Here is a 20,017-nt window from a genome sequence, read left to right on the forward strand (position 1 = left end):
GCCGGCACAGCTCCAGCAATGACTTGTCGCCGGTCGAGTATGAAAAGCAGTATTTCAAGCGGCTCGCGAGTGTCTAGGAAACTCGTGGCGATTCACCTGGAGGCTGGTTGCGTACGAAGACGAAAGTCACAAAAACGATGGAGTGGGGGAACCGGCGAACGTTCCGAGCCAAGCCGACGGCAAGGCAGGTAATCATGCCTAACGTCATTCGCCTCAACGATCCAACCAGCCACGGAGGCAAGGTTACTCGAGTCGAGGCCACCCATTTCACAGTTGGCGGGATTGCGGTCGCTTGTGTCGGGGACAAATGTGTTTGTCCGATACACGGGGAGGGAACAATCGTAGAAGGGAATTCCCGCCATACCATAGGCGGCGCTTCTGTCGCCTACGATGGACACCGAACCAGCTGCGGAGCTACTTTGACGTCCACAGTTGATAATTTCAGTATTCGTTGATGGTGCAGGGTTACCACGACTTGGGTACCGCTCAAGTTAGCTTGATTTCAGTAGAATAAAGAAAGCCGGGCCGCAAGGCCCGGCTCTCGTTCGGCAAGTGCCTGGCGTACGCTTACCGCGCCGCCACCGGCGTGGCGCCGTCGGCAGGCACGACCGGCTCCATCCACCCCCCACCCAGCACGCGATACAAGGCCACCTGATTCTGCAACCTGAGCAGATTCGCCTGCACCGACAACTGCTGCGACTGGAACAGCGAGCGCTGTGCATCGAGCAGGTCCAGGTAGCTGGCCGCGCCGCTGCGGTAACGCAGGTCGGACAGGTTGAAGCGGTCGGCTTCGGCCTCGGTCACCGCGTTTTGTGCGCGCAGCTGTTCGCTGAAGGTCGCCTGGCCGGCCAGCGCATCCGCCACTTCGCGGAACGCGGTCTGGATCGACTGCTCGTATTGCGCCACCGCGATGTCGCGCTGGGCGCGGGCGCTGCCCAGCGTGGCGCTGTTGCGGCCGTAGTCGAAGATCGGCAGGATCGCCTGCGGCGCGAAGGTCCAGCCCCAGGTGCCGCTGTCGAACAGGCCCGACAGCTCGTTGCTGGCGCTGCCGGCGCTGCCGGTCAGCGTGATGCGCGGGAAGAAGTTCGCGCGCGCCGCGCCGATGTTGGCGTTGGCCGCGATCAGCTGCTGCTCGGCCGAACGGATGTCCGGACGGTTGGCCAGCAGGTCGGACGGCAGGCCGGCCGGGATGTCGGGCAGCTCGGTCTTGGCCAGGGTGGCGCCGGCGCTCACGTCGGCCGGCAGCGGGCCGCCGACCAGCAGGGTCAAGAGATTGATGTCCTGGGCGCGCAGGCGCTGCTGCTGGGCCAGGGTCGCGCGGGCCGTCTCGACCAGCGAACGCGATTGCTGCAGTTCCAGGCGCGAGGCCACGCCGTTCTCGAAGCGCAGCTGGGTCAGCTTGTCCGATTCCAGGCGGGTGTTCAGCGTATCCTGCGTGATGCGCAGCAGCTCTTCGTCGGCCAGCAGTTGCAGCCAGGCGCTGGCGACCGACGAGATCAGGCTGATCTGCGTCGCCTTGCGCGCCTCTTCGGTGGCCAGGTATTGCGCCAGCGCCGCTTCGGACAGGTTGCGCACGCGGCCGAACAGGTCCAGCTCGAACTGCGAGACCGACAGGCCCGACTGGTACACGCTGTTGATCGGCTGGTCTTCGCCGGTGGTCTGGCGGCTGCCGCTGATGCCTACGCCCACGGTCGGCAGGCGGTCGGCGCGGGTGATGCGGTATTGCGCGCGCGCCTGCTCGATGTTGGCGATCGCCACGCGCAGGTCGCGGTTGTTGACCAGCGCGGCGTCGATCAGCGAACGCAGGCGCGTATCGGCAAAGAACGACTGCCAGGCCACCGTGGCCGGGGCCGCGTTCAGCACCGGGCTGGTCGACTCGGTCGCCGCTTTCGGCGTTTCCGGGAAGGCGGCGGCCACCGGGGCGGCCGGGCGTTCGTAGTCGGGGGCCAGCGAGATGCAGCCTGCCAGCGCCATTGACAGCGCCAGCGGCGTGGCGAATTTGATGTGCTTGATCATCGTTACTTTCCTTGTTCTAGCGCATGTTCATGTTGTTGCGTGTACATCTTCTTCTGGCGCTCGCTGCCCTTGAAGAGCGTGCGTACCACCACGAAGAAGACCGGCACGAAAATCACGCCCAGCACGGTCGCGGTAATCATGCCGCCCATCACGCCGGTACCGATGGCGCGCTGCGAGGCCGAGCCGGCGCCGCCCGCGATCACCAGCGGCAGCACGCCGAGGATGAAGGCCAGCGAGGTCATGATAATCGGGCGGAAGCGCAGGTGCGCCGCTTCCAGCGCCGCTTCGTACGGCGTCTTGCCCTCGGCCTGCAGGTCCTTGGCGAATTCGACGATCAGGATCGCATTCTTCGCCGCCAGGCCGATGATGGTGATCAGGCCGACCTTGAAGTACACGTCGTTCGGCAAGCCCCGCATATTGGCCGCGATCAGCGAGCCGAGCACGCCCAGCGGCACCACCAGCATCACCGACACCGGGATCGTCCAACTTTCATACAGTGCGGCCAGGGCCAGGAACACCGCCAGCAGCGAGAAGGCAATCAGGATTCCCGCGGTCGAGCCGGACAGGATCTCTTCGCGCGACTGGCCCGTCCATTCGAAGGCGAAGCCGGCCGGCAGCTGGGCCGCCAGGCGCTGCATTTCTTCCAGCGCGTCGCCGCTCGAGTAACCCGGAGCAGGTTCGCCGGTGAGCTTCATCGCCGGATAGCCGTTGTAGCGGTTGGTCTGCATCGGGCCGGTGGTCCATTCGGTGGTCGCGAACGACGACAGCGGCACCGGTTGGCCATTCCTGTTCAGGGCATTGATGCGCAGCAGGTCGTTCGGCTGCATGCGCTGGGGCGCATCGGCCTGCACGATCACGCGCTGCAGGCGGCCGGCGTTCGGGAAGTCGTTCACGTACGACGAACCCAGCGAGGTCGACAATGCGGTATTGATCGCGGCGAAGGTCACGCCCAGGGCTTGCGCCTTGTCGCGGTCGATGTTCAGCTTGAGCTGCGGCGCGTCTTCCAGGCCTTCCGGACGCATGCCGGTCAAGACCTTGCTCTGCATTGCCATGCCCAGCAGCTGGTTACGCGCTGCGAGCAGGGCGTTGTGGCCATTGCCGCCACGATCCTGCAGGCGGAACGAGAAGCCGGTGCCGGTGCCCAGTTCCGGGATCGGTGGCGGGCTCACCACGAAGATGAAGGAGTCGCGCACCGCGCCCATGTGGCCGGTGATGCGGCCGGCGAACGATTGCGCGTCCTGGCCTTCTCCGGTGCGCTCGTCCCATGGCTTCATCGGGATGAACGCGAGGCCCATGTTCTGGCCCTGGCCCGAGAACGAGAAGCCGGTCACGGCCACGATGTTGGCGGTCTCGGGCTGCTTCATCACATACTCTTCCAGCGAGCGCAGCACGGCGCCGGTGCGCTCGGCGGTGGCGCCGGGCGGCAGCTGGATGTTGGCGATCACGTAGCCCTGGTCTTCGTTCGGCAGGAAGGCGTTGGGCATGCGGGTGAACATCAGGGCGACGACGGCGACCAGCAGCGCGAACACGACCATCCAGCGGCCGGCGCGCTTGAGGATGGCGCCGACGAAGCCTTCATATTTCTTGGCGCCGGCGGTGAAGTTGCGGTTGAACCAGCCGAAGAAGCCCTTCTTTTCCATGTGATGGCCGGCCTCGACGGGCTTGAGCAGGTGCGCGCACAGCGCCGGGGTCAGGGTCAGCGCCAGGAAGGCCGAGAAGCCGATCGAGGTCACCATCACCACCGAGAACTGGCGGTAGATGTTGCCGACCGCGCCGGCGAAGAACGCCAGCGGCACGAACACGGCGATCAGGACGACGGTCACGCCGATGATGGCGCCCGAGATCTGGCCCATCGCCTTGCGGGTGGCTTCCAGCGGCGGCAAGCCTTCCTCGCTCATGATGCGCTCGACGTTCTCCACCACCACGATGGCGTCGTCGACCACGATGCCGATCACCAGCACCATGCCGAACATGGTCAGCACGTTGATCGAGAAGCCCAGCGCCAGCAGGCAGGCGAACGAGCCGAGCAGCGCGATCGGCACCACGATGGTCGGGATCAGGGTATAGCGGATGTTCTGCAGGAACAGGTACATCACCAGGAACACCAGCACGATCGCTTCGATCAGGGTGTGCACCACTTGCTCGATCGAGATGTCGATGAAGGTGGTCGAGTCGTAGGGAATCGAGTACTTCATGCCTTTCGGGAAGTACTTCTGCAGTTCCGCCATGCGCGCCTTGATCAGCTCGGCGGTCTGCAGGGCGTTGCCCGACGGCGCCAGCTGCACGCCGATACCGGCCGACGGATTGCCGTTCAGGCGCGCCGTGGTGGAATAGGCCTGGCCGCCGATCTCGATGCGCGCCACGTCCTTCAGGCGCACGGTGGAGCCGTCCGGATTCGCGCGCAGCACGATGTTGCCGAACTGTTCGACGTTCGACAACTGGCCGGTGACGATCACGGTGGCGCTGATCTGCTGGCCCTTGGCGACCGGCAGGTCGCCGATGGTGCCGGAAGCGACCTGGGCATTCTGCTGCGAGATCGCGGCGGTGACGTCGGCCGGCGACAGGTTCAGGCCGACCAGCTTGGTCGGATCGATCCAGACGCGCATCGCCTTCTCGGTGCCGAACAGCTGGGCCTGGCCGACGCCGGTGATGCGCTGGATTTCCGGCAGCACGTTGCGCGAGGCATAGTCGCCCAGCTCGATGCTGGTGATGTTCGGGTCATCCGACGACAGGATCGTAAACAGCAGGAAGTTCGAGCGCGCCTGGTCGACGCGCACGCCTTGCTGCGTGACCGCCGGCGGCAGGCGCGGGGTGGCGCGCGACAGGCGGTTCTGGACGTCGACCTGCGCCAGGTTCGGGTCGGTGCCGGTCTCGAACGAGATGGTGATCGAGCCGCTGCCGTTGGCCTGGCTGGTCGATTCCATGTAAATCATGCCTTGCGCACCGTTCATCTCGCGTTCGATGATCGAGATGACGGAGTCTTCGAGCGTCTGCGCCGATGCGCCCGGGTAAGCGACGTTGATGACGATCGAGGGGGGCGCCACAGTCGGGTATTGCGCGATCGGCAGCTGCTTGATGGCGACGCCACCGAGCACCATGATGAATAGCGCGATCACCCATGCAAAAATCGGGCGGTCAATAAAAAAACGTGCCATTGGAAAGTCCTATTTCTTTGTTCTTATCGGCTGCTGTCGGCTGGCGTGGTCGCGCCCGCGACCGGCGAGCCGGCATCCGGGGTGCGGGTATCGCCGGCGGCGGCAGCCGCGTTCGGCTGGGCCGCCGGTGCGCCCGCCTGGGCCGGCGCCTGCTGCGCACCGGCCGGCGTCCACGCCACCGGCTTGACCGGGGTGCCCGGCGGCAGCATCTGCAACTTCTGGAAGCCGTCGACCATGACTTTTTCGCCTTCCTTCAGGCCGCCGGTGACGACCCAGCTCTCGTCCTGCTGCGAAGCGATCTGGATCTGGCGCGGAACCGGCTTGTTGTCGGCGCCGATGACGGTCACGATGTCGCCGTTCTGGCCGCCGCGGGTGACCGCCTGCTGAGGAATCAGAATGCCGTTCGGCAGCGAAGCCTGGGCGACGCGCACGCGCACGTACTGTCCCGGGAGCAGGGCATTGTCCGGGTTCGCCACGGTGGCGCGCAGCGTGACCTGGCCGGTGCCCTGGTCGACCGTCACATCCGAGAACAGCAGCTTGCCGCGCTGCGGCAGGACGGAGCCGTCTTCCAGCAGCACGGTGACCGGCACGTCGCTGGCGCCGCCGCCCTGCTTCTTCAGGCGCTGCAGCTCGGTGGCCGACTGGGTGATGTTGAGGTACATGGTGTCGGTCTGCTGGATCAGGGCCAGCTCGGTCGATTGGGTGCTTGACACCAGCGCGCCTTCGGTCACCAGCGCGCGGCCGATGCGGCCCGTGATGGGGGCGTTCACATTGGTGTAGCCAAGATTAATCTGGGCAACGCGCAATTGGGCCTTGGCTGCGGCGACTTCGGCCTCACCTTGCTTCTGGGCAGCGACGGCGTTGTCGAATTCCTGCTTGCTGACGGCGTTGGCCTCGACCAGCGGCTTGTAGCGCTCGGCGATGGCGCGCGACGCCACCAGGTTGGCTTCGGCGCGCGCGACGTCGGCGCGGGCGGCGGCGAGCTGGGCCTGGTAAGGCGCCGGATCGATGGTGAACAGCGACTGGCCCTGCTTGACGACGCTGCCCTCGGTGAAGGAACGCTTGAGCACCACGCCGTCGACGCGAGCGCGAACCTGGGCGGTGCGGATCGGCTCCACCCGCGCCGGCAGCTCGTTCTGCAGCGCGACGGTCTGGAAGACGGTGGTGACGACGCCGACTTCGGGCGCCGGCATCTGCTGGCCGGCGGGGGCGCCGGCCTTGGCCGGTTCGTCTTTCTTGCCGCAGGCGGACAGCAGGACCACCGCAGCCAGGGTGGCCGCCGCGACCCGGGTGAGGGACAGGGATGAGGAGTGGGCAGAGCGCATTACGTGTGCATCCTTCTAATTAATAATTGCGGCGATGTCACACCCCGTCGACAACATATGCATGGGTGTAAGATCAGCGCTGGCTTTTGCAAATAGTTTTATATACTATCACGACTGTATGTAAAATGTTTTTAAGCGGTTTTTATTCGAAGGTAACTCAAAAGAAATGGTTCGCAGGACGAAGGAAGAAGCAGCGGCGACCCGCGACAGCATTCTTGATGCAGCAGAGGTCTTGTTCGCAAAACAGGGTGTCTCGCGAACGACATTACAGCATATCGCGTCAGCGGCGGGTGTGACACGCGGCGCGATTTACTGGCATTTTGTCGACAAGGGGGCGGTGTTCAGCGCGATGATGGATCGCGCCAAGATGCCGATGGACACGGCGATCCAGCAGCTGGGCGAGCGCGAAATCGCCGACCCGCTGCAGCGCTTGCGCGACGAGCTGATGGCGGTGCTGCACATCGTCGTCAGCGATGAGAAGGCGCGCCGGGTGTTCGAGATCGCCACCCTCAAGACCGAGTTCACCGAAGAAGTGGACTCGGCGCGCGTGCGCAAGCGCGAAGCGGTGGCCGAGTGGCGCGGGCGCATGGAAACGAACCTGGCCGAGGCGCGCGCCAACGGCCAGCTGCCTGCCGGCGTGGATCCGCACAATGCCGCGACCTGCATGTGGGTCATCATCGACGGCCTGCTGCGCAACTGGCTGTTCGACCTGGAATCGTTCGACCTGATGGCGCTGGGCGGGGAGCTGATCGATACCTTCCTGGCGGGGCTGAAGGCGCGCTGAGAGCCAAAGCCCAAAAACTACCTTCTTTCGTCAGCCCCAAAACGTCGTCCCCGCGCAGGCGGGGACCTAAGGTGCGAGCGTCTCGGTAACGCAAGCAATACTTGGGTCCCCGCCTGCGCGGGGACGACATGCTATGGCCAACAAAGGAATTAACGCATGCCTTCGATCATCTGCTTGAGCTTGAGCGAATCGGCGACGAAGGCGCGGATGCCTTCGGCCAGCTTCTCGGTGCCCATCGCGTCTTCGTTCAGCATGAAACGGAAGGTCTTTTCGTCGATCGCGATCTTGTCGATATCGATGCTCTCGTCCTTGCTCAGCTTGCGCTCGACCGGCGCATCGCTGTCGGCCAGCTTTTGCAGCAGGTCGGGCGAGATGGTGAGCAGGTCGCAACCGGCCAGCTCCAGGATCTGCGAGGTGTTGCGGAAGCTCGCGCCCATCACTTCGGTGTCGTAGCCGAACTTGCGGTAGTACTGGTAGATGCGCTTGACCGACTGCACGCCCGGATCGTCGGCGCCCTGGTATTCGAGGCCGGTCGACTTCTTGTACCAGTCGTAGATGCGGCCGACGAACGGCGAGATCAGCTTGACGCCGGCTTCGGCGCAGGCCACCGCCTGGCACAGCGAGAACAGCAGGGTCAGGTTGCAGTGGATGCCATCCTTCTCCAGGATCTCGGCGGCGCGGATGCCTTCCCAGGTCGAGGCGATCTTGATCAGCACGCGCTCGCGCGACACGCCGTTCTTTTCATACAGGGCGATCAGCTCGCGGCCCTTGGCGACGGTGGCTTCGGTATCGAACGACAGCGCGGCGTCGATCTCGGTCGAGACGCGGCCCGGCACGTACTTCAGGATCTCGACGCCGAAGGCGATCAAGAGGCTGTCGACGATCGCTTCGATCGAGGCGCCGGGGGCGTCGGCGATGGCTTTTTCCAGCAGCGGACGGTATTCCGGCTTTTGCACGGCCTTCAGGATCAGGGAGGGATTGGTGGTCGCGTCTTTCGGCGAGTAGGCCTTGATCGACTGGAAGTCACCGGTGTCGGCGACCACGGTGGTGTACTGCTTGAGCTGTTCGAGTTGGTTCATGGTGGTCTCGTGAAGGGTGGAGCGTGAGGCAGTCAGAAGTCGGTGGCGGCGATGAAGGCGGCGAGCATGGCTTCCAGGCCAGCGCGGTCTTCTTCCGAAAAACGGTCCGCCCGCGGGCTGTCGATATCGAACACGCCAATGAGCTTGTCGTCCTTGATCACCGGAATGACGATTTCCGAGGCGGATGCCGAATCGCAGGCGATGTGGCCCGGGAAGGCATGCACGTCCGGCACCACGATGGTCTCGCGCTTGACGGCGGTGGCGCCGCACACGCCGCGGCCGAACGGGATGCGGGCGCAGGCGGGCTTGCCCTGGAACGGGCCGACCAGCAAATCCTGGCCTTCGCCCTTCTTCGACGGCACGGTGAAGTAGAAGCCGGCCCAGTTAAGATCGGACAGCGTGTCGTAGACCAGGGCCGAGAACTGGGATGCATTGGCGGTCAGGTCGCGCTCGCCCTCGAGGACGCTGGTGACCTGGCGCACCAGCAGGTCGTAGTCGGGACGGGCGCTGCGTTCGGGATTGATATGCATGTCAGTCGAAAATGCTGGTCCAAAAACGCTATTTTACAGCCAGCGCTGCCGCAGGCGGGTCGGCCTCGGGCGGCGCCATCGAAATAACCAGCCTGAACCGCTGGCGTGGGCTCGGCTTGCCGTCGGGGAGCTTGCCAGGACGATAATGCACGTCGACCTGCAGGCGCTCGCCGTTCACCCGCAGGCGTTGCACCGTCGCCTCGGCGCGCGCGTCGAGCGGCATCGCCACCTCGGTCTGGAACAGGTGTTTGCCGGTCGGGTCCAGCAGGTCGAGCAGCATGCGCGCGCCGTCGCCCGACGCCACCAGGATGAAGTTGCCGGTGCAGGCAAAGCTGTCGACGTCGGACCAGGGCCGGAACGACCACGCGCCGGCATCGAACTGCCGGGGCGACGCCGCCATCCCGATTTCATAGGTAGGCGGACAGCCATCGCCGCCATCGACGGGAGGGTCGATGCGGCCGGCCCGAAGCGGCGTGTGCGTGACGGGCGCGGCGCCATACGGCGGCTCGTCGAGCCGGCCGCCGGCCGGGGCCGCCGTCCGCAGTATCTTGCGCACGAACGCCGTCGCATCGTCGCCCACCCGGCCGCGTCCGGCTTCGTCCTGCCGGGCGCGCAAGTACCGCAGGCCGAGCAGTTCGTGACTGTCGTGCTCGCGGATGGACAGGCTGGTGATGCGATCGGGCCGGTCTTCGGACCGGTCCGCGTGTTCCTCGACCACGTAGTGCGCGCGTACGTCGCCGCGGGGCTGCACGACGAAGCTGCCCGGGCCGGCGCGGCGATAGACCTTGTCACGATGGAGCACGAACGGATAGCTGGCCCGCAACGCGTCGTCAAGGCCGAACAGCGGCTGGAACGGGCCCGCGCCGGGCCGGTCGAAGCCGGTGTGGCGCAATTCGACGCCCTCGACGCCGCTCACGCTGCGCATCACGATCGGATCGGGCAGCTGCAACTCGGACCTGGTCATGCACATCGTCAGGGCGCCGGCCGCAACAAGGGACGACAGGAGTAGCTTGTAGAACGTCGGCATTGGCTAGTCAGGACCGATCACCCATTGAGGGATCGATGTCCATGGGTTGATTGGCAAGGGCAGGAACCGCCCATTCTAGACCAAATGCGTTGCTTGCCGTCAGCGCACGTCCTTCAAATGGGCGAGGATCCGTCGCGGGACCGGATCGCCTTTCCAGCGCGTGATCAGCCGATGAACGAATCGAACTGCATGTCGAATTCCTGCAGCGCCTTCTGCGCGTTCTGCATCTTCTTGCGAAATTCCGGCCCGCGGCGCAAGGCCAGGCCCACCGCCAGCACGTCGATCACCACCAGGTAGGCCAGGCGCGCCGAAATGGGCGTGTACGGGTCGGTGGCGAACACCAGGTCGATCGGGATCAGGAGGGTGGCCATCTCGGCCAGCGGCGTGCCCGATGGCGCCAGCACGATCACGTCGGCGCCGCCGGCCTTGGCCAGCTTGGCCGAACGGGTCAGCGCCGGGTTGTTGCCGCGCTGCGAGATCGCCACCACCGCGTCGCCTTCGCGCAGCAGGGCCGCCGCGATCGAGTGGATCGCCGGGTCGGTGTAGGCCACCGTCGGCACGCCCGAGCGGAAGAACTTGTGCTGGGCGTCGGCCGCCACGAAGCCGGACGTGCCCTGGCCGTAGAACTCGATCTTGTTGGCGCGCGCCAGGATCTCGAGCGCCTGCTGGACGAGTTCCGGCTTGAGGTTGTTGCGCAGGTCGAGCAGGGTGTTGATCGAGCGGCTGCAGATCTTGTTGATCAGGTCCGACGCCAGGTCGTCCTGGTGCGGCGCCTCGCTGGCGCCGGGCAGCGCCAGCGCCAGGCCTTGCGCCAGCTTGAGCTTGAACTCGTGCCAGCCGTCGTAGCCGAGCGTGCGGCAAAAGCGCACCACGGTCGGCTCCGACACCTGGGCGTTGCGCGCCAGGGCGGTGATGTTCTGGCTCACGGTCGCGGAAGGCGCGGCCAGCACCGCGAGCGCGACCTTGCGCTCCGACTTGGAGAGCGTGTCGAGCTGGGTGCGGATCGAGTCGAGCAGCATGGTGGGCCTCGGGCGGGTAATGAGCGTCGGTCAGTCTTCCGGCAGCGCTTCTTCGCGCCACTGCAGGCCGTCGCGGCCGATCAGGGCGCTGGCCGCTGCCGGGCCCCAGGTGCCCGAGGTGTACGGCGCCGGCGCGCTGTCGTCCTGTTCCCAGTGCTCGAGGATCGGCTCGACCCATTCCCAGGCCGCTTCCAGCTCGTCGCCGCGCATGAACAGGGTCAGCTGGCCGCGCAGCACGTCGAGCAGCAGGCGTTCATAGGCCTCCATGCGCGGCGCCTTGAACTGCTCGCGGAAATCGAGCTCGAGCTCGGCCTGCTTCAGGCGCATCGAGTCGCCCGGGGTCTTGGCCATCAGGTTCATCGAGAGGCCCTCGTCCGGCTGCAGGCGGATCACCAGGCTGTTGGGCTGGAAGCTCGACGTCGGCTGGTTGAAGATCGAGTGCGGGATCGGCTTGAAGCGCACCACGATCTCGGCCAGGCGGTCGGCCATGCGCTTGCCGGTGCGCAGGTAGAACGGCACGCCGGCCCAGCGCCAGGTGTCGATCTCGGCCTTCATGGCCACGAAGGTCTCGGTGCGCGAGCTCTTCGGCGCACCGGGTTCCTCGCGGTAGCCCGGCACCGGCTGGCCGTCGATGTAGCCGGCGCGGTACTGGCCGCGGATGATGTTCTGCGACAGCGTGGTCGGGGTGAAGCGCTTGAGGGACCTGAGCACCTGCAGCTTGGCGTCGCGCACGGCGTCCGGCGCGATCGAGGTCGGCGGTTCCATCGCCACGATGCACAGCAGCTGCAGCAGGTGGTTCTGCAGCATGTCGCGCAGCGCGCCGGAATGGTCGTAGTAACCCAGGCGGTTGCCCACGCCGATCTTTTCGGCGATCGTGATCTGTACGTCCGAGATCCATTCGCGGCGCCACAGCGGCTCGAACAGGATGTTCCCGAAGCGCAGCGCCAGCAGGTTCTGCACGGTCTCCTTGCCCAGGTAGTGGTCGATGCGGTAGATCTGCGATTCGGCGAACACCTTGCCGACGTCGAGGTTGATCTGCTTGGCCGAGGCCAGGTCGCGGCCCAGCGGTTTTTCGAGCACCACGCGCGAGTTCGGGGTGGCCAGGCCCGTCGCGGCCAGGTTGTCGCAGATCGTGGCGAACAGCTGCGGCGGCGTGGCCAGGTAATAGACCCGGGTGAGCGACGGGTCGTCGCGCAGGGCCTCGACCAGCGCCTGGTAGGTCGACACGTCGGTGGCGTTGAGCGCCACGTACGTGATGCGCTGCAGGAAGCGCGCCCAGCTCGGCTCGTGGACCGTGTCCTTGATGTGCGGTTTCGAGTTGTTTTCGACCATGCGCAGGAATTCTTCCTGCGTCGCGTCGTCACGGCCGACGCAAATGATGCGACTGCTCTCCGGCAAGTCGTTGCAGACGTCGCGCGCGTACATCGCAGGCAGCAGCTTGCGCATCGCAAGGTCGCCGCTGCCGCCAAAGAAAACGAGGTCGAAATCAGAAATAGCCATAAGGAATAGGTCTGCGCTAGTAACGGGACAATCGGATGGTGATGTAAATTTACTACATAATTTGTTCTCGATCAAGTAAATCTACTACACGTGCACCGTGGGGCCAGTGTGCCATAACCAGTCATGTCGGGGCGCAGAGCTTGCGGGTTCCGACGGTCCGCCGGCGCGGCGGCAGCGTTCTCACGGTGGTCGATGCCGCGCTCCGGCTCAGCGGCGCAGGCGCGCGATCACATCCTCGATCCGGTACGGTTTTGGGATGTACGCGTAGCGCCGGCTGTACGGCCCGGCCAGTTCGGGCGCCGTGTAGCCCGATGTGAGAAGGATATGGATGTGCGGGTAACGCAGGTGGGTGGCGTCCGCCAGTTCCAGCCCGTTCATTCCGGGCATCATTACGTCGGAAAACAGGGCGTCGATGTCGGGATCGCCTGCCAGCATCTCCAGCGCTTTGACGCCACCGTGGGCGACACACACGCTCATGCCGTAGTAGCCCAGCAGGATACGCGCCAGTTCGACAAGGTCGGGCTCGTCGTCGACGACGAGCACCTTGCGTGGCAGCCCGTCGCCCGGGTCGGCGGCGGCCCTTACCACACGGCTCTTTCGCCGGTGCGGTCACGCTCGATCCCGGGAGATGTGAACCCGGCGGGAAGGCGCGGCATGGTGACCGTGAAGGTCGTCCCCGCCTGCGCGCTGGAGGTCACCTCGATGCGACCGGAATGGGCCTGAACGATCTCGCGCGAAATGAACAAACCGATGCCGAGACTGGTGTGTTCGTCAGCGCCGGAAGCCGCGGCAATGCGCACCAGGGGATCGAAGATGCGCGCCAGCTTGTCGGCGTCGATCGTCGCGCCATGGTTGTTGACGGAGATGACAACAGTTTCGGCGTCGCGTTGCAGCCTGATGGTGATCGGCTTGTCTGCATTTCCATACTGAATGGCGTTGCCCGCCAGGTTGGACAGCATCTGCCCGATCCGCGCACCGTCGAAGATCGCCTCGATGCGGTCCGGTGCAAGGAAATCAATCTGCATTTCCGGCTGCGAGATGCGCAATTCGTTGGCGACTTCCTCGCACACCTTGACCAGGTCGCCCTGCCGCACGTGAATCGGAATTCCCGGCCCCAGGTGCGTACGCGTGAAGTCGATCAGGTCACTGATCAACTTGCTCATGCGATTGGCGCTGTTGTACATGCGGGTTGCTGCCAGGATGTACCTTGGCGAAATATCCACTGCGGCCATGATGAATTGGGAACCGGTGACGACCGTGCTCAACGGGTTCCTCAGGTCGTGTCCGAGGATGGCCAGGAACATATTTTGAGATCGTTTCACCATGGCCTCGTAACGTGCGACAGACTCCGCGAGCGCCTGGTCGATCGCCTCGTTGAACCGGGTGATGTCGCCCACGTCTGTTGCATATTCCTTGCGCTCGTCGCCGATCCAGAGGGTAAGGACGCTCGACCTGAGCGCGCGGTACTCGGAAACCAGTTGTACGACGGTATAACCCGACAGCAAGCGCGCCTCGGCATTCGTTTCGGCGGCCGTATCCGGACGTTCGCGTTTGCCCAGGCCCTGCGACTTGGCGGTTCGTTCTTCGTCCGTCTGCGTCGTGGCCAGGTCGTCGGCGATCGCGTGCAGCATTTGACTGGCATGGTCACGGAGCTCGACGTCATCCATGGTCAAGGCGGGCGGCTCGATGGTGCGTGCGAAGTCTTCCCAGGTTTGCAGAATTTGTTCCATATTACTGCGAATGAATTCGCTTAACCGATGATTCGTCATTTTGGTCCTGGTTGTCGTTTTCGCGAAAACCGCGAGCATCGGTGAAGTCATCATAACAGCGTTCGGAAAATTAATTTGACATTCGGAAAAATTTCAGTGAAAAAATCCGGAGCGCGCATATGTTTTCCGTTAACTTCAAGTATATGTTTTTAAACGAAAATATAATTTTTTGCGCTCATTGATCAATTTCTTTATTCATGCCGAGGCAGCACCTGGCCATGTCGATTCGCTTCCGTGACGAGTAGCATATCGATAAGTTTCGAAGTAAAACCCGCGCGCTCGATATTTTCAAATGGCGTTGTCGGTGAATTCCATTTCGACACCGCCGTCGGGAATCGGTGGTGCGAAAGCGACGAAAAGTGCGCCAGGTGCAAGGTATGAATGACACCGTGAAGGATTACGCATATAGTTTCCATAGATAAATACACACCATCACGAAGATGGCGACGGAGGGGACATGAAGATGTGGATGAATGCGGTGGTGCGCAGGGCGCGCGCCATGGTGCCGCTCGCCGGCCATGGCGTCACGGGGAGCGTGCGCACGCTGGTGGTCAAGGCGCGCGACGGCAGCATCCGCACGGCGATCAATGCCGCGCGTTTGCGCAAGGAAGTCGACCAGGCCCAGGCCCAGGCGGCGCGCCAGCACCAGGCCGCCGATGCGCTGGCGGCCAGCGCGCGCGAAGTGGCCGAGCTGTCGGCCGACGTCAATGCCGGCACGGTGCGCATCGCCGACACTGCCCAGCGTAACCTGGCGGCGGCGCGCGAATCGATGGAAGAGCTGGCAAGCCTCGAGCGGCGCATGCGGCACATCGAGGAACAGGTGCAGGGGTTCTCGGACACCGTGACCCTGCTGGTTGGCCACCTGCGCGAGATCGGCGAGTTCGGCACAGTGATCGAGAACGTGGCCAACCAGACCAATCTGCTGGCGATCAACGCCGCGATCGAGGCGGCGCGCGCCGGCCCGGCCGGGCGCGGTTTCGCGGTGGTCGCCTCCGAAGTGCGGCGCCTGTCGCAGGTGGTCAATGCCGAAGCGGTCAAGATCGCGACCGCCAGCAACGCCATGCGCGAGCTGGTGACGTCGACCTCCGGCGCCACTGCCGGCATCCTCGACGGCGTGAACGTGTCGGCGCGCGAAGCCGGCAGCGCGGCCAGCCACCTGACGGCTTTCGTCGCCGACTTCGAGCGCATGACCGCCACCGTGGACCAGATGGCGGCCGCGATGCAGTCGCTCGACGGCGTCAACCAGCAGATCAATGCGAAGGTGGAAGAGGTGGCGCAGAATGCGTCCAGCTCCGAAGCCACGATGCAGGACGCTTCGCGCCGCGTGGACGAAGTGCGGGTGGCCACCGAGGAACTGCAGGGCGTGCTGGCCGGCTTTCGCACCGGCGGCACGGCTTTCGATGCGCTGGTGGACGGCACCACCGCGCTGCGCGACCAGGTGCTGGCCTGCCTGAGCGGGCACGCGTCCGGCGGCGCGAACATCTTCGACCAGCAGTACCGGCCGATCGACCGATCCGATCCTCCGCGTTTCACGACCTCGTACGACCGCGCGGTGGAGCGCGACCTGCAGCAGCTGTTCGACCGCGTGCTGACCGACCTGCCGGGCGCCGCCTATGCGCTGGCGGTCGACAACCGCGGTTATGCGCCGACCCACAACACCAAGTTCTCGCGGCCGTCGACCGGGCAGCGCGAGCACGACCTGGTGTACTGCCGCAACAAGCGGATCTTCAATGATCCGGTGGGGATCAGGCTCGCCACGAACCGCGAGCCGTTCCTGCTGCAGACCTACCTGCGCGATACCGGAGAGGTGATCAACGACCTGTCGATGCCGATCGTGTTCCAGGGCAAGCACTGGGGCGCCGTGCGGATCGGCTACGACTCGGCCCGGATGATGGGGCGAGCCGGGCATTGACCTCGGCAGAACCGGTGCCGTCCGGGCGCCGCCCCACGACTGGCCGGTCCGGGTCGACGACGCCTCAGCGCCGGTGCGCGCCGAAAAACGCCAGCATCATGCGGCTTGCGTCGGGCCTGGCCCGGGCGTTGAACCTGAGCGTCGGATCGCCGCCGCTCCAAGCATGCCGCAGGCCCGCAATGCGCACCACGCGCACCACGACCTTGCGGCGCACCGTGAAATCATGGATCTCGTGCGCGTTGCTGGCGCCGCCGCGTCCGGCGGGTTTCGCGGTGACGCGGCTGGCCGTGGCAAGCGGAATGCCATTCAGGCGCAGCCACTGGCGCGCCAGCTGTTGCTGGTTGAGCTGGCTGACCACCGGATCGTCTTCACCGTGGATCAACAGGGCCGGCATGGGCGGCAGTGGCCCGGCCAGCGTTCCCGGCGCTGCCATGGCGTGGCGATCGAGCAGGGCGTGGATGGCCGCATCCGCCTGCGTCCCGGCGCCGCCGCGCATCACGTGCAGGGCGCCGAACGGCGAGTGGCAGGCGCCGAACACGGGGCCGGAATGCAGGCCGACCGCTGCGATCAGTCCCGGGTGGTTCAGAGCCAGCACGGCGGCCATGCCGGCGCCGGCCGACAGGCCGCCCGCATAGATGCGGCGCCGGTCGATGCGGTGCCGTGCGCATACGTGTTCGATGAGCGCGGCCAGCGCGCCGGTTTCGCCGCGGCCCTCCTGGGCGGCGCGATCGAACCAGCGCCAGCAGCGCTGTGCCTGTGCGGCCGCCGGTTGTTGCGGGTACAGCACGGCGTAACCCTTGGCCTGCGCCAGCTGGTTCATGCGCGTACCCTGCGCGAATTCGAGCGCGCTCTGGTGGCAGCCGTGCAGCATGACGACCAGCGGCCAGCCGCCCTGGGTGGGGTGCTCGGGTGCGCGTTGCGGAAGGTACAGCCAGTAGGGAAGCAGATGATGTCCCTCGAGCCAGCGTCCCGAGGCGGCTGGCAGGCGCGCTTGCGCCGGGGGCGCCGTCTTTGGCCGCGCTGGCGTGGTGGGCCTCGCCACGGAACGCCTGGCCGGCTGCGCACCATGGAGATCGAACAGTTTGGCAGCCAGCTTGCGCTGCGATTTCGCGGCGCGCGCCAGGTCGCGCAGCAAGCGGGTCGTCGGGGTAATTTTTGCCACTGCCGCCTCCACGGTTATGTTGCAGTGCAATATAACCGTGGAGTCAGACTTGTTCGGTGCGCTGGTTCACGCCGCTCGCGCCGGCGTCAGGTGCGGTATTCCGGCTCTTCGCGTCCCGCCACGTCCATCTTCAGGCTCAGCACCTTGCCGCTGAGCGGATACTGCTCGAGCTCTTCTTTCGACCTGCCATGGCTGGCGCTGGTGATGTACAGGGTGCGCAGGTCCGGCCCGCCGAAGGCGACCGAGGTCGGGCACTTTACCGGCAGCTTGATCTCGCGATTGACTTCGCCGTTCGGCCCGATGCGCAGGATGCGCGCGCCCTCGAACATCGCTACCCAGTACATGCCTTCGGCATCGATCGTGGCGCCGTCCGGACGGCCGCCGTAGTCCGGCGCCGACTTGTCGCTCGGGAAGGTCACGATGGTGCGGCGGTTGCTCTGCTCACCAAGGGCCGGGTCGAAGTCGTAGCAGTCGATGCGGTGCGTGGTGGTGTCGGCGTGGTACATCGTGCGGCCGTCCAGGCTCCAGGCCAGGCCGTTCGAGTTGGTCATGCCGCCGCTCCAGGCGCGCCGCAATCGATCCTTGTCCAGCACGTACATCTCGGCGGCCGGCTGGTCGCGCGGCTCGTACATGGTGCCGATCCAGAACCGGCCTGCCGGGTCGACCCGGCCGTCGTTGAAGCGCACCTTCGACGGATCGTAGGGCGCGTCCGCGACGGGCGACTCCGAACCGTCGGTGGTGTTCAGGCGCAGCAGGCCGTGGCGGGTGGCCACGACCAGGAAGTTGTTGTCGTCGATCGCCAGCGCAGACGGGTTCGACCCCATCTTCCACGAGGTGAACTTGCCGCTCGCCGCATGCAGGCGGTTAACGGTGTAGCCCTCGATGTCGACCCAGTACAGCGCCGATTCGACTTCGTGCCAGAGCGCGGACTCGCCGACCAGCATCGGCGCATCGTGTACTACTTCAAATTTTTCCGTTGCCATATTTAAATGAGTCAGGTGGTGGACAGGTCAGAAAGCAGCCTTGGCGCGGGCGATCAGGCCGTTGGTGGAACTGTCGTGCTGGCCGGGTGCGGGCTCGCCGGCCAGCTCGGCTTCGATCTTCTTCGCCAGCACTTTACCTAACTCAACGCCCCACTGGTCGAAACTGTTGACATCCCACAGCACGCCCTGCACGAAGGTCTTGTGCTCGTACAGCGCGATCAGGGCGCCCAGGGTCGACGGCGTCAGGCGTTCCATCAGGATGGTGTTGCTCGGACGGTTGCCCGGGAAGGTCTTGTGCGGGGTGAGGCGCTCGATTTCTGCTGGCGCCAGGCCCTGGGCCTGCAGGTCGGCGCGCACTTCATCCGCCGTCTTGCCCTTCATGAAGGCTTCGGACTGGGCGAAGCAGTTGGCCAGCAGGGCGGTGTGGTGGTTGTCCATCTCGTGGGCCGGGCGCAGGGCGGCGATGAAATCCATCGGCGTCACGTCGGTGCCCTGGTGCAGCAGCTGGAAATAGGCGTGCTGGCCATTGGTGCCGCACTCGCCCCAGATCGCCGGGCAGGTCGGCGTGTCGACCGGCTGGCCGTCACGGGTCACGCGCTTGCCGTTGCTCTCCATGTCGAGTTGCTGCAGGTAGGCCGGGAAGCGGTTCAGGTCCTGGTGATACGGCGCGATCGACACCGAGGCGCAGTCGAGGAACTGGCGGTTCCAGAAGCCGATCAGGGCCAGCAGCGTCGGCAGGTTCTGCTCGAGCGGGGCGCTGCGGAAGTGTTCATCCAGTTCGTGCGCGCCCGCCAGGAAGTCCTTGAAGTAGCCGAAGCCCACCGCCAGCGCGACCGGCAGGCCGATCGCCGACCACACCGAATAACGGCCGCCGACCCAGTCCCAGAACGGGAACATGTTCGCAGGGTCGATGCCGAACGTCTTGATTGCCTCAAGATTCGTGGACACGGCGACGAAGTGCTTCGCCAGCGCATCTTCAGGCGCATGCTGCAGGAACCAGGCGCGCGCGGTCTGCGCGTTCATCATGGTTTCCGCCGTGGTAAAGGTCTTGGAGGCCACGATGAACAGCGTGGTCTCGGGATCGACCTGCCCCAGCGCGGCATCCATGTCGTGGCCGTCGACGTTCGACACGAAGTGCATGGAGAGGCGCGGATGGGCGTAGTGGCGCAGGGCCAGCACCGCCATCTTGGGACCGAGGTCCGAGCCGCCGATGCCGATGTTCACGATATCGGTGATCGGCTTGCCGGTATGGCCCAGCCAGTCGCCGCTGCGCACGGCGTCGGTGAAGGTTTTCACGCGGTCGAGCACGGCGTGGATGTCGGCATTGACTTCCTGGCCGTCGACCACCAGCGTGGCGCCGCGCGGCGCGCGCAGGGCGGTGTGCAGCACCGCGCGGTTCTCGGTGTTGTTGATCTTTTCGCCGGCGAACATCGCATCGCGGCGCGCCTCGAGGCCGCGCTCGCGCGCCAGCGCGACGAGCAGTTCAAGCGTGCGCCCGTCGAGGCGATTTTTTGAATAGTCTAGGAACAGGCCCGCGGCCTCGTCGGAGAATCGCTCGAAGCGGTCGGGATCGGCGGCGAACAGGTCGCGCATCTGCCACGATTTGGCGGTATCGGCATGTTGGGCGAGGGCCTGGAAGCTGGCGGTGCTGGTCAAAGATGGCTGGCGCATGGGGTCGGAGTGCGTGGCACAATGTTGGCAATAATAGATTATCGAATAATACAAGCATCTGCGCGTAAATTCACTACAAAAAACG

At 65.2% G+C, this 20,017-nt stretch carries 16 protein-coding genes; 3 read left to right on the forward strand and 13 right to left on the reverse strand.

Annotated elements, in window-relative coordinates; all coding sequences use genetic code 11:
• Positions 1 to 194: 194 nt before the first annotated feature.
• Entirely contained in the window at positions 195 to 455 is a 261-nt protein-coding gene (locus tag ACZ9AQ_RS13085; RefSeq protein ID WP_429203710.1) for a PAAR domain-containing protein, read from the forward strand.
• 112 nt (positions 456 to 567) lie between these two features.
• Here the strand turns inward: ACZ9AQ_RS13085 and ACZ9AQ_RS13090 are convergent, their stop codons facing one another.
• From ACZ9AQ_RS13090 to ACZ9AQ_RS13100, 3 genes are read right to left on the reverse strand one after another with little or no spacing between them, the layout of a single operon-like run.
• Entirely contained in the window at positions 568 to 2,016 is a 1,449-nt protein-coding gene (locus ACZ9AQ_RS13090; RefSeq protein WP_429203711.1) for an efflux transporter outer membrane subunit, read from the reverse strand.
• Positions 2,017 to 2,018: 2 nt separating this feature from the next.
• Positions 2,019 to 5,171 (reverse strand): efflux RND transporter permease subunit, encoded by a 3,153-nt coding sequence (locus ACZ9AQ_RS13095; protein WP_429203712.1) that lies wholly within the window; start codon positions 5,169 to 5,171, stop codon positions 2,019 to 2,021.
• A gap of 23 nt (positions 5,172 to 5,194) precedes the next feature.
• Positions 5,195 to 6,496, reverse strand: a complete 1,302-nt coding sequence (locus tag ACZ9AQ_RS13100) for an efflux RND transporter periplasmic adaptor subunit (protein ID WP_429203713.1) — start codon at positions 6,494 to 6,496, stop codon at positions 5,195 to 5,197.
• A 166-nt stretch (positions 6,497 to 6,662) separates the two neighbouring features.
• On the opposite strand from ACZ9AQ_RS13100, the gene ACZ9AQ_RS13105 reads away from it, so the two are divergent.
• On the forward strand, positions 6,663 to 7,280 hold the full coding sequence (locus ACZ9AQ_RS13105) for a TetR family transcriptional regulator (protein WP_476108129.1): 618 nt from the start codon (positions 6,663 to 6,665) through the stop codon (positions 7,278 to 7,280).
• Between the two features lie 149 nt (positions 7,281 to 7,429).
• On the opposite strand, the gene tal is transcribed toward ACZ9AQ_RS13105, so the two are convergent.
• The 7 genes from tal to ACZ9AQ_RS13140 all read right to left on the reverse strand — a co-directional run bounded on the left by tal (position 7,430) and on the right by ACZ9AQ_RS13140 (position 14,165).
• On the reverse strand, positions 7,430 to 8,359 hold the full coding sequence (gene tal, locus ACZ9AQ_RS13110) for a transaldolase (protein ID WP_429203714.1): 930 nt from the start codon (positions 8,357 to 8,359) through the stop codon (positions 7,430 to 7,432).
• Between the two features lie 32 nt (positions 8,360 to 8,391).
• The gene (locus ACZ9AQ_RS13115; protein WP_429203715.1) at positions 8,392 to 8,889 is read right to left on the reverse strand and encodes a GAF domain-containing protein; all 498 of its coding nucleotides are present in this window, start codon (positions 8,887 to 8,889) and stop codon (positions 8,392 to 8,394) included.
• Between the two features lie 28 nt (positions 8,890 to 8,917).
• The gene (locus ACZ9AQ_RS13120; RefSeq protein ID WP_429203716.1) at positions 8,918 to 9,916 is read right to left on the reverse strand and encodes a hypothetical protein; all 999 of its coding nucleotides are present in this window, start codon (positions 9,914 to 9,916) and stop codon (positions 8,918 to 8,920) included.
• A gap of 164 nt (positions 9,917 to 10,080) precedes the next feature.
• On the reverse strand, positions 10,081 to 10,935 hold the full coding sequence (locus ACZ9AQ_RS13125; protein WP_429203717.1) for an SIS domain-containing protein: 855 nt from the start codon (positions 10,933 to 10,935) through the stop codon (positions 10,081 to 10,083).
• Positions 10,936 to 10,965: 30 nt separating this feature from the next.
• A complete protein-coding gene (zwf, locus tag ACZ9AQ_RS13130; protein WP_429203718.1) occupies positions 10,966 to 12,435 on the reverse strand; it encodes a glucose-6-phosphate dehydrogenase in 1,470 nt (489 codons plus the stop codon).
• Positions 12,436 to 12,642: 207 nt separating this feature from the next.
• On the reverse strand, positions 12,643 to 13,023 hold the full coding sequence (locus ACZ9AQ_RS13135; RefSeq protein WP_429203719.1) for a response regulator: 381 nt from the start codon (positions 13,021 to 13,023) through the stop codon (positions 12,643 to 12,645).
• A complete protein-coding gene (locus tag ACZ9AQ_RS13140) occupies positions 13,017 to 14,165 on the reverse strand; it encodes a sensor histidine kinase (protein WP_429203720.1) in 1,149 nt (382 codons plus the stop codon). Before ACZ9AQ_RS13140 ends, ACZ9AQ_RS13135 begins: the two co-directional genes overlap by 7 nt.
• Before the next feature lie 496 nt (positions 14,166 to 14,661).
• Here ACZ9AQ_RS13140 and ACZ9AQ_RS13145 point away from each other — a divergent pair, with 496 nt between their 5' ends.
• On the forward strand, positions 14,662 to 16,116 hold the full coding sequence (locus tag ACZ9AQ_RS13145; protein ID WP_429203721.1) for a methyl-accepting chemotaxis protein: 1,455 nt from the start codon (positions 14,662 to 14,664) through the stop codon (positions 16,114 to 16,116).
• A 64-nt stretch (positions 16,117 to 16,180) separates the two neighbouring features.
• On the opposite strand, the gene ACZ9AQ_RS13150 is transcribed toward ACZ9AQ_RS13145, so the two are convergent.
• The 3 genes from ACZ9AQ_RS13150 to pgi form a co-directional block, all read right to left on the reverse strand.
• Positions 16,181 to 17,278, reverse strand: a complete 1,098-nt coding sequence (locus ACZ9AQ_RS13150; RefSeq protein ID WP_429203722.1) for an extracellular catalytic domain type 1 short-chain-length polyhydroxyalkanoate depolymerase — start codon at positions 17,276 to 17,278, stop codon at positions 16,181 to 16,183.
• An 86-nt stretch (positions 17,279 to 17,364) separates the two neighbouring features.
• Positions 17,365 to 18,261 carry an SMP-30/gluconolactonase/LRE family protein gene (locus ACZ9AQ_RS13155; protein ID WP_429203723.1) on the reverse strand — a complete coding sequence of 299 codons (897 nt, stop codon included), beginning with the start codon at positions 18,259 to 18,261 and terminating at the stop codon, positions 17,365 to 17,367.
• Positions 18,262 to 18,288: 27 nt separating this feature from the next.
• A complete protein-coding gene (pgi, locus tag ACZ9AQ_RS13160) occupies positions 18,289 to 19,932 on the reverse strand; it encodes a glucose-6-phosphate isomerase (protein ID WP_429203724.1) in 1,644 nt (547 codons plus the stop codon).
• Positions 19,933 to 20,017 lie beyond the last annotated feature (85 nt).

The organism is Massilia sp. UYP34 (assembly GCF_056279385.1).

Excerpts from the sequence above, each read along its gene's own strand:
- ACZ9AQ_RS13085 (WP_429203710.1), top strand. The coding sequence starts at position 195 with ATGCCTAACGTCATTCGCCTCAACGATCCAACCAGCCACGGAGGCAAG.
- ACZ9AQ_RS13090 (WP_429203711.1), bottom strand. The coding sequence starts at position 2,016 with ATGATCAAGCACATCAAATTCGCCACGCCGCTGGCGCTGTCAATGGCG.
- ACZ9AQ_RS13095 (WP_429203712.1), bottom strand. The coding sequence starts at position 5,171 with ATGGCACGTTTTTTTATTGACCGCCCGATTTTTGCATGGGTGATCGCG.
- ACZ9AQ_RS13100 (WP_429203713.1), bottom strand. The coding sequence starts at position 6,496 with ATGCGCTCTGCCCACTCCTCATCCCTGTCCCTCACCCGGGTCGCGGCG.
- ACZ9AQ_RS13105 (WP_476108129.1), top strand. The coding sequence starts at position 6,663 with ATGGTTCGCAGGACGAAGGAAGAAGCAGCGGCGACCCGCGACAGCATT.
- tal (WP_429203714.1), bottom strand. The coding sequence starts at position 8,359 with ATGAACCAACTCGAACAGCTCAAGCAGTACACCACCGTGGTCGCCGAC.
- ACZ9AQ_RS13115 (WP_429203715.1), bottom strand. The coding sequence starts at position 8,889 with ATGCATATCAATCCCGAACGCAGCGCCCGTCCCGACTACGACCTGCTG.
- ACZ9AQ_RS13120 (WP_429203716.1), bottom strand. The coding sequence starts at position 9,916 with ATGCCGACGTTCTACAAGCTACTCCTGTCGTCCCTTGTTGCGGCCGGC.
- ACZ9AQ_RS13125 (WP_429203717.1), bottom strand. The coding sequence starts at position 10,935 with ATGCTGCTCGACTCGATCCGCACCCAGCTCGACACGCTCTCCAAGTCG.
- zwf (WP_429203718.1), bottom strand. The coding sequence starts at position 12,435 with ATGGCTATTTCTGATTTCGACCTCGTTTTCTTTGGCGGCAGCGGCGAC.
- ACZ9AQ_RS13140 (WP_429203720.1), bottom strand. The coding sequence starts at position 14,165 with ATGGAACAAATTCTGCAAACCTGGGAAGACTTCGCACGCACCATCGAG.
- ACZ9AQ_RS13145 (WP_429203721.1), top strand. The coding sequence starts at position 14,662 with ATGAAGATGTGGATGAATGCGGTGGTGCGCAGGGCGCGCGCCATGGTG.
- ACZ9AQ_RS13155 (WP_429203723.1), bottom strand. The coding sequence starts at position 18,261 with ATGGCAACGGAAAAATTTGAAGTAGTACACGATGCGCCGATGCTGGTC.
- pgi (WP_429203724.1), bottom strand. The coding sequence starts at position 19,932 with ATGCGCCAGCCATCTTTGACCAGCACCGCCAGCTTCCAGGCCCTCGCC.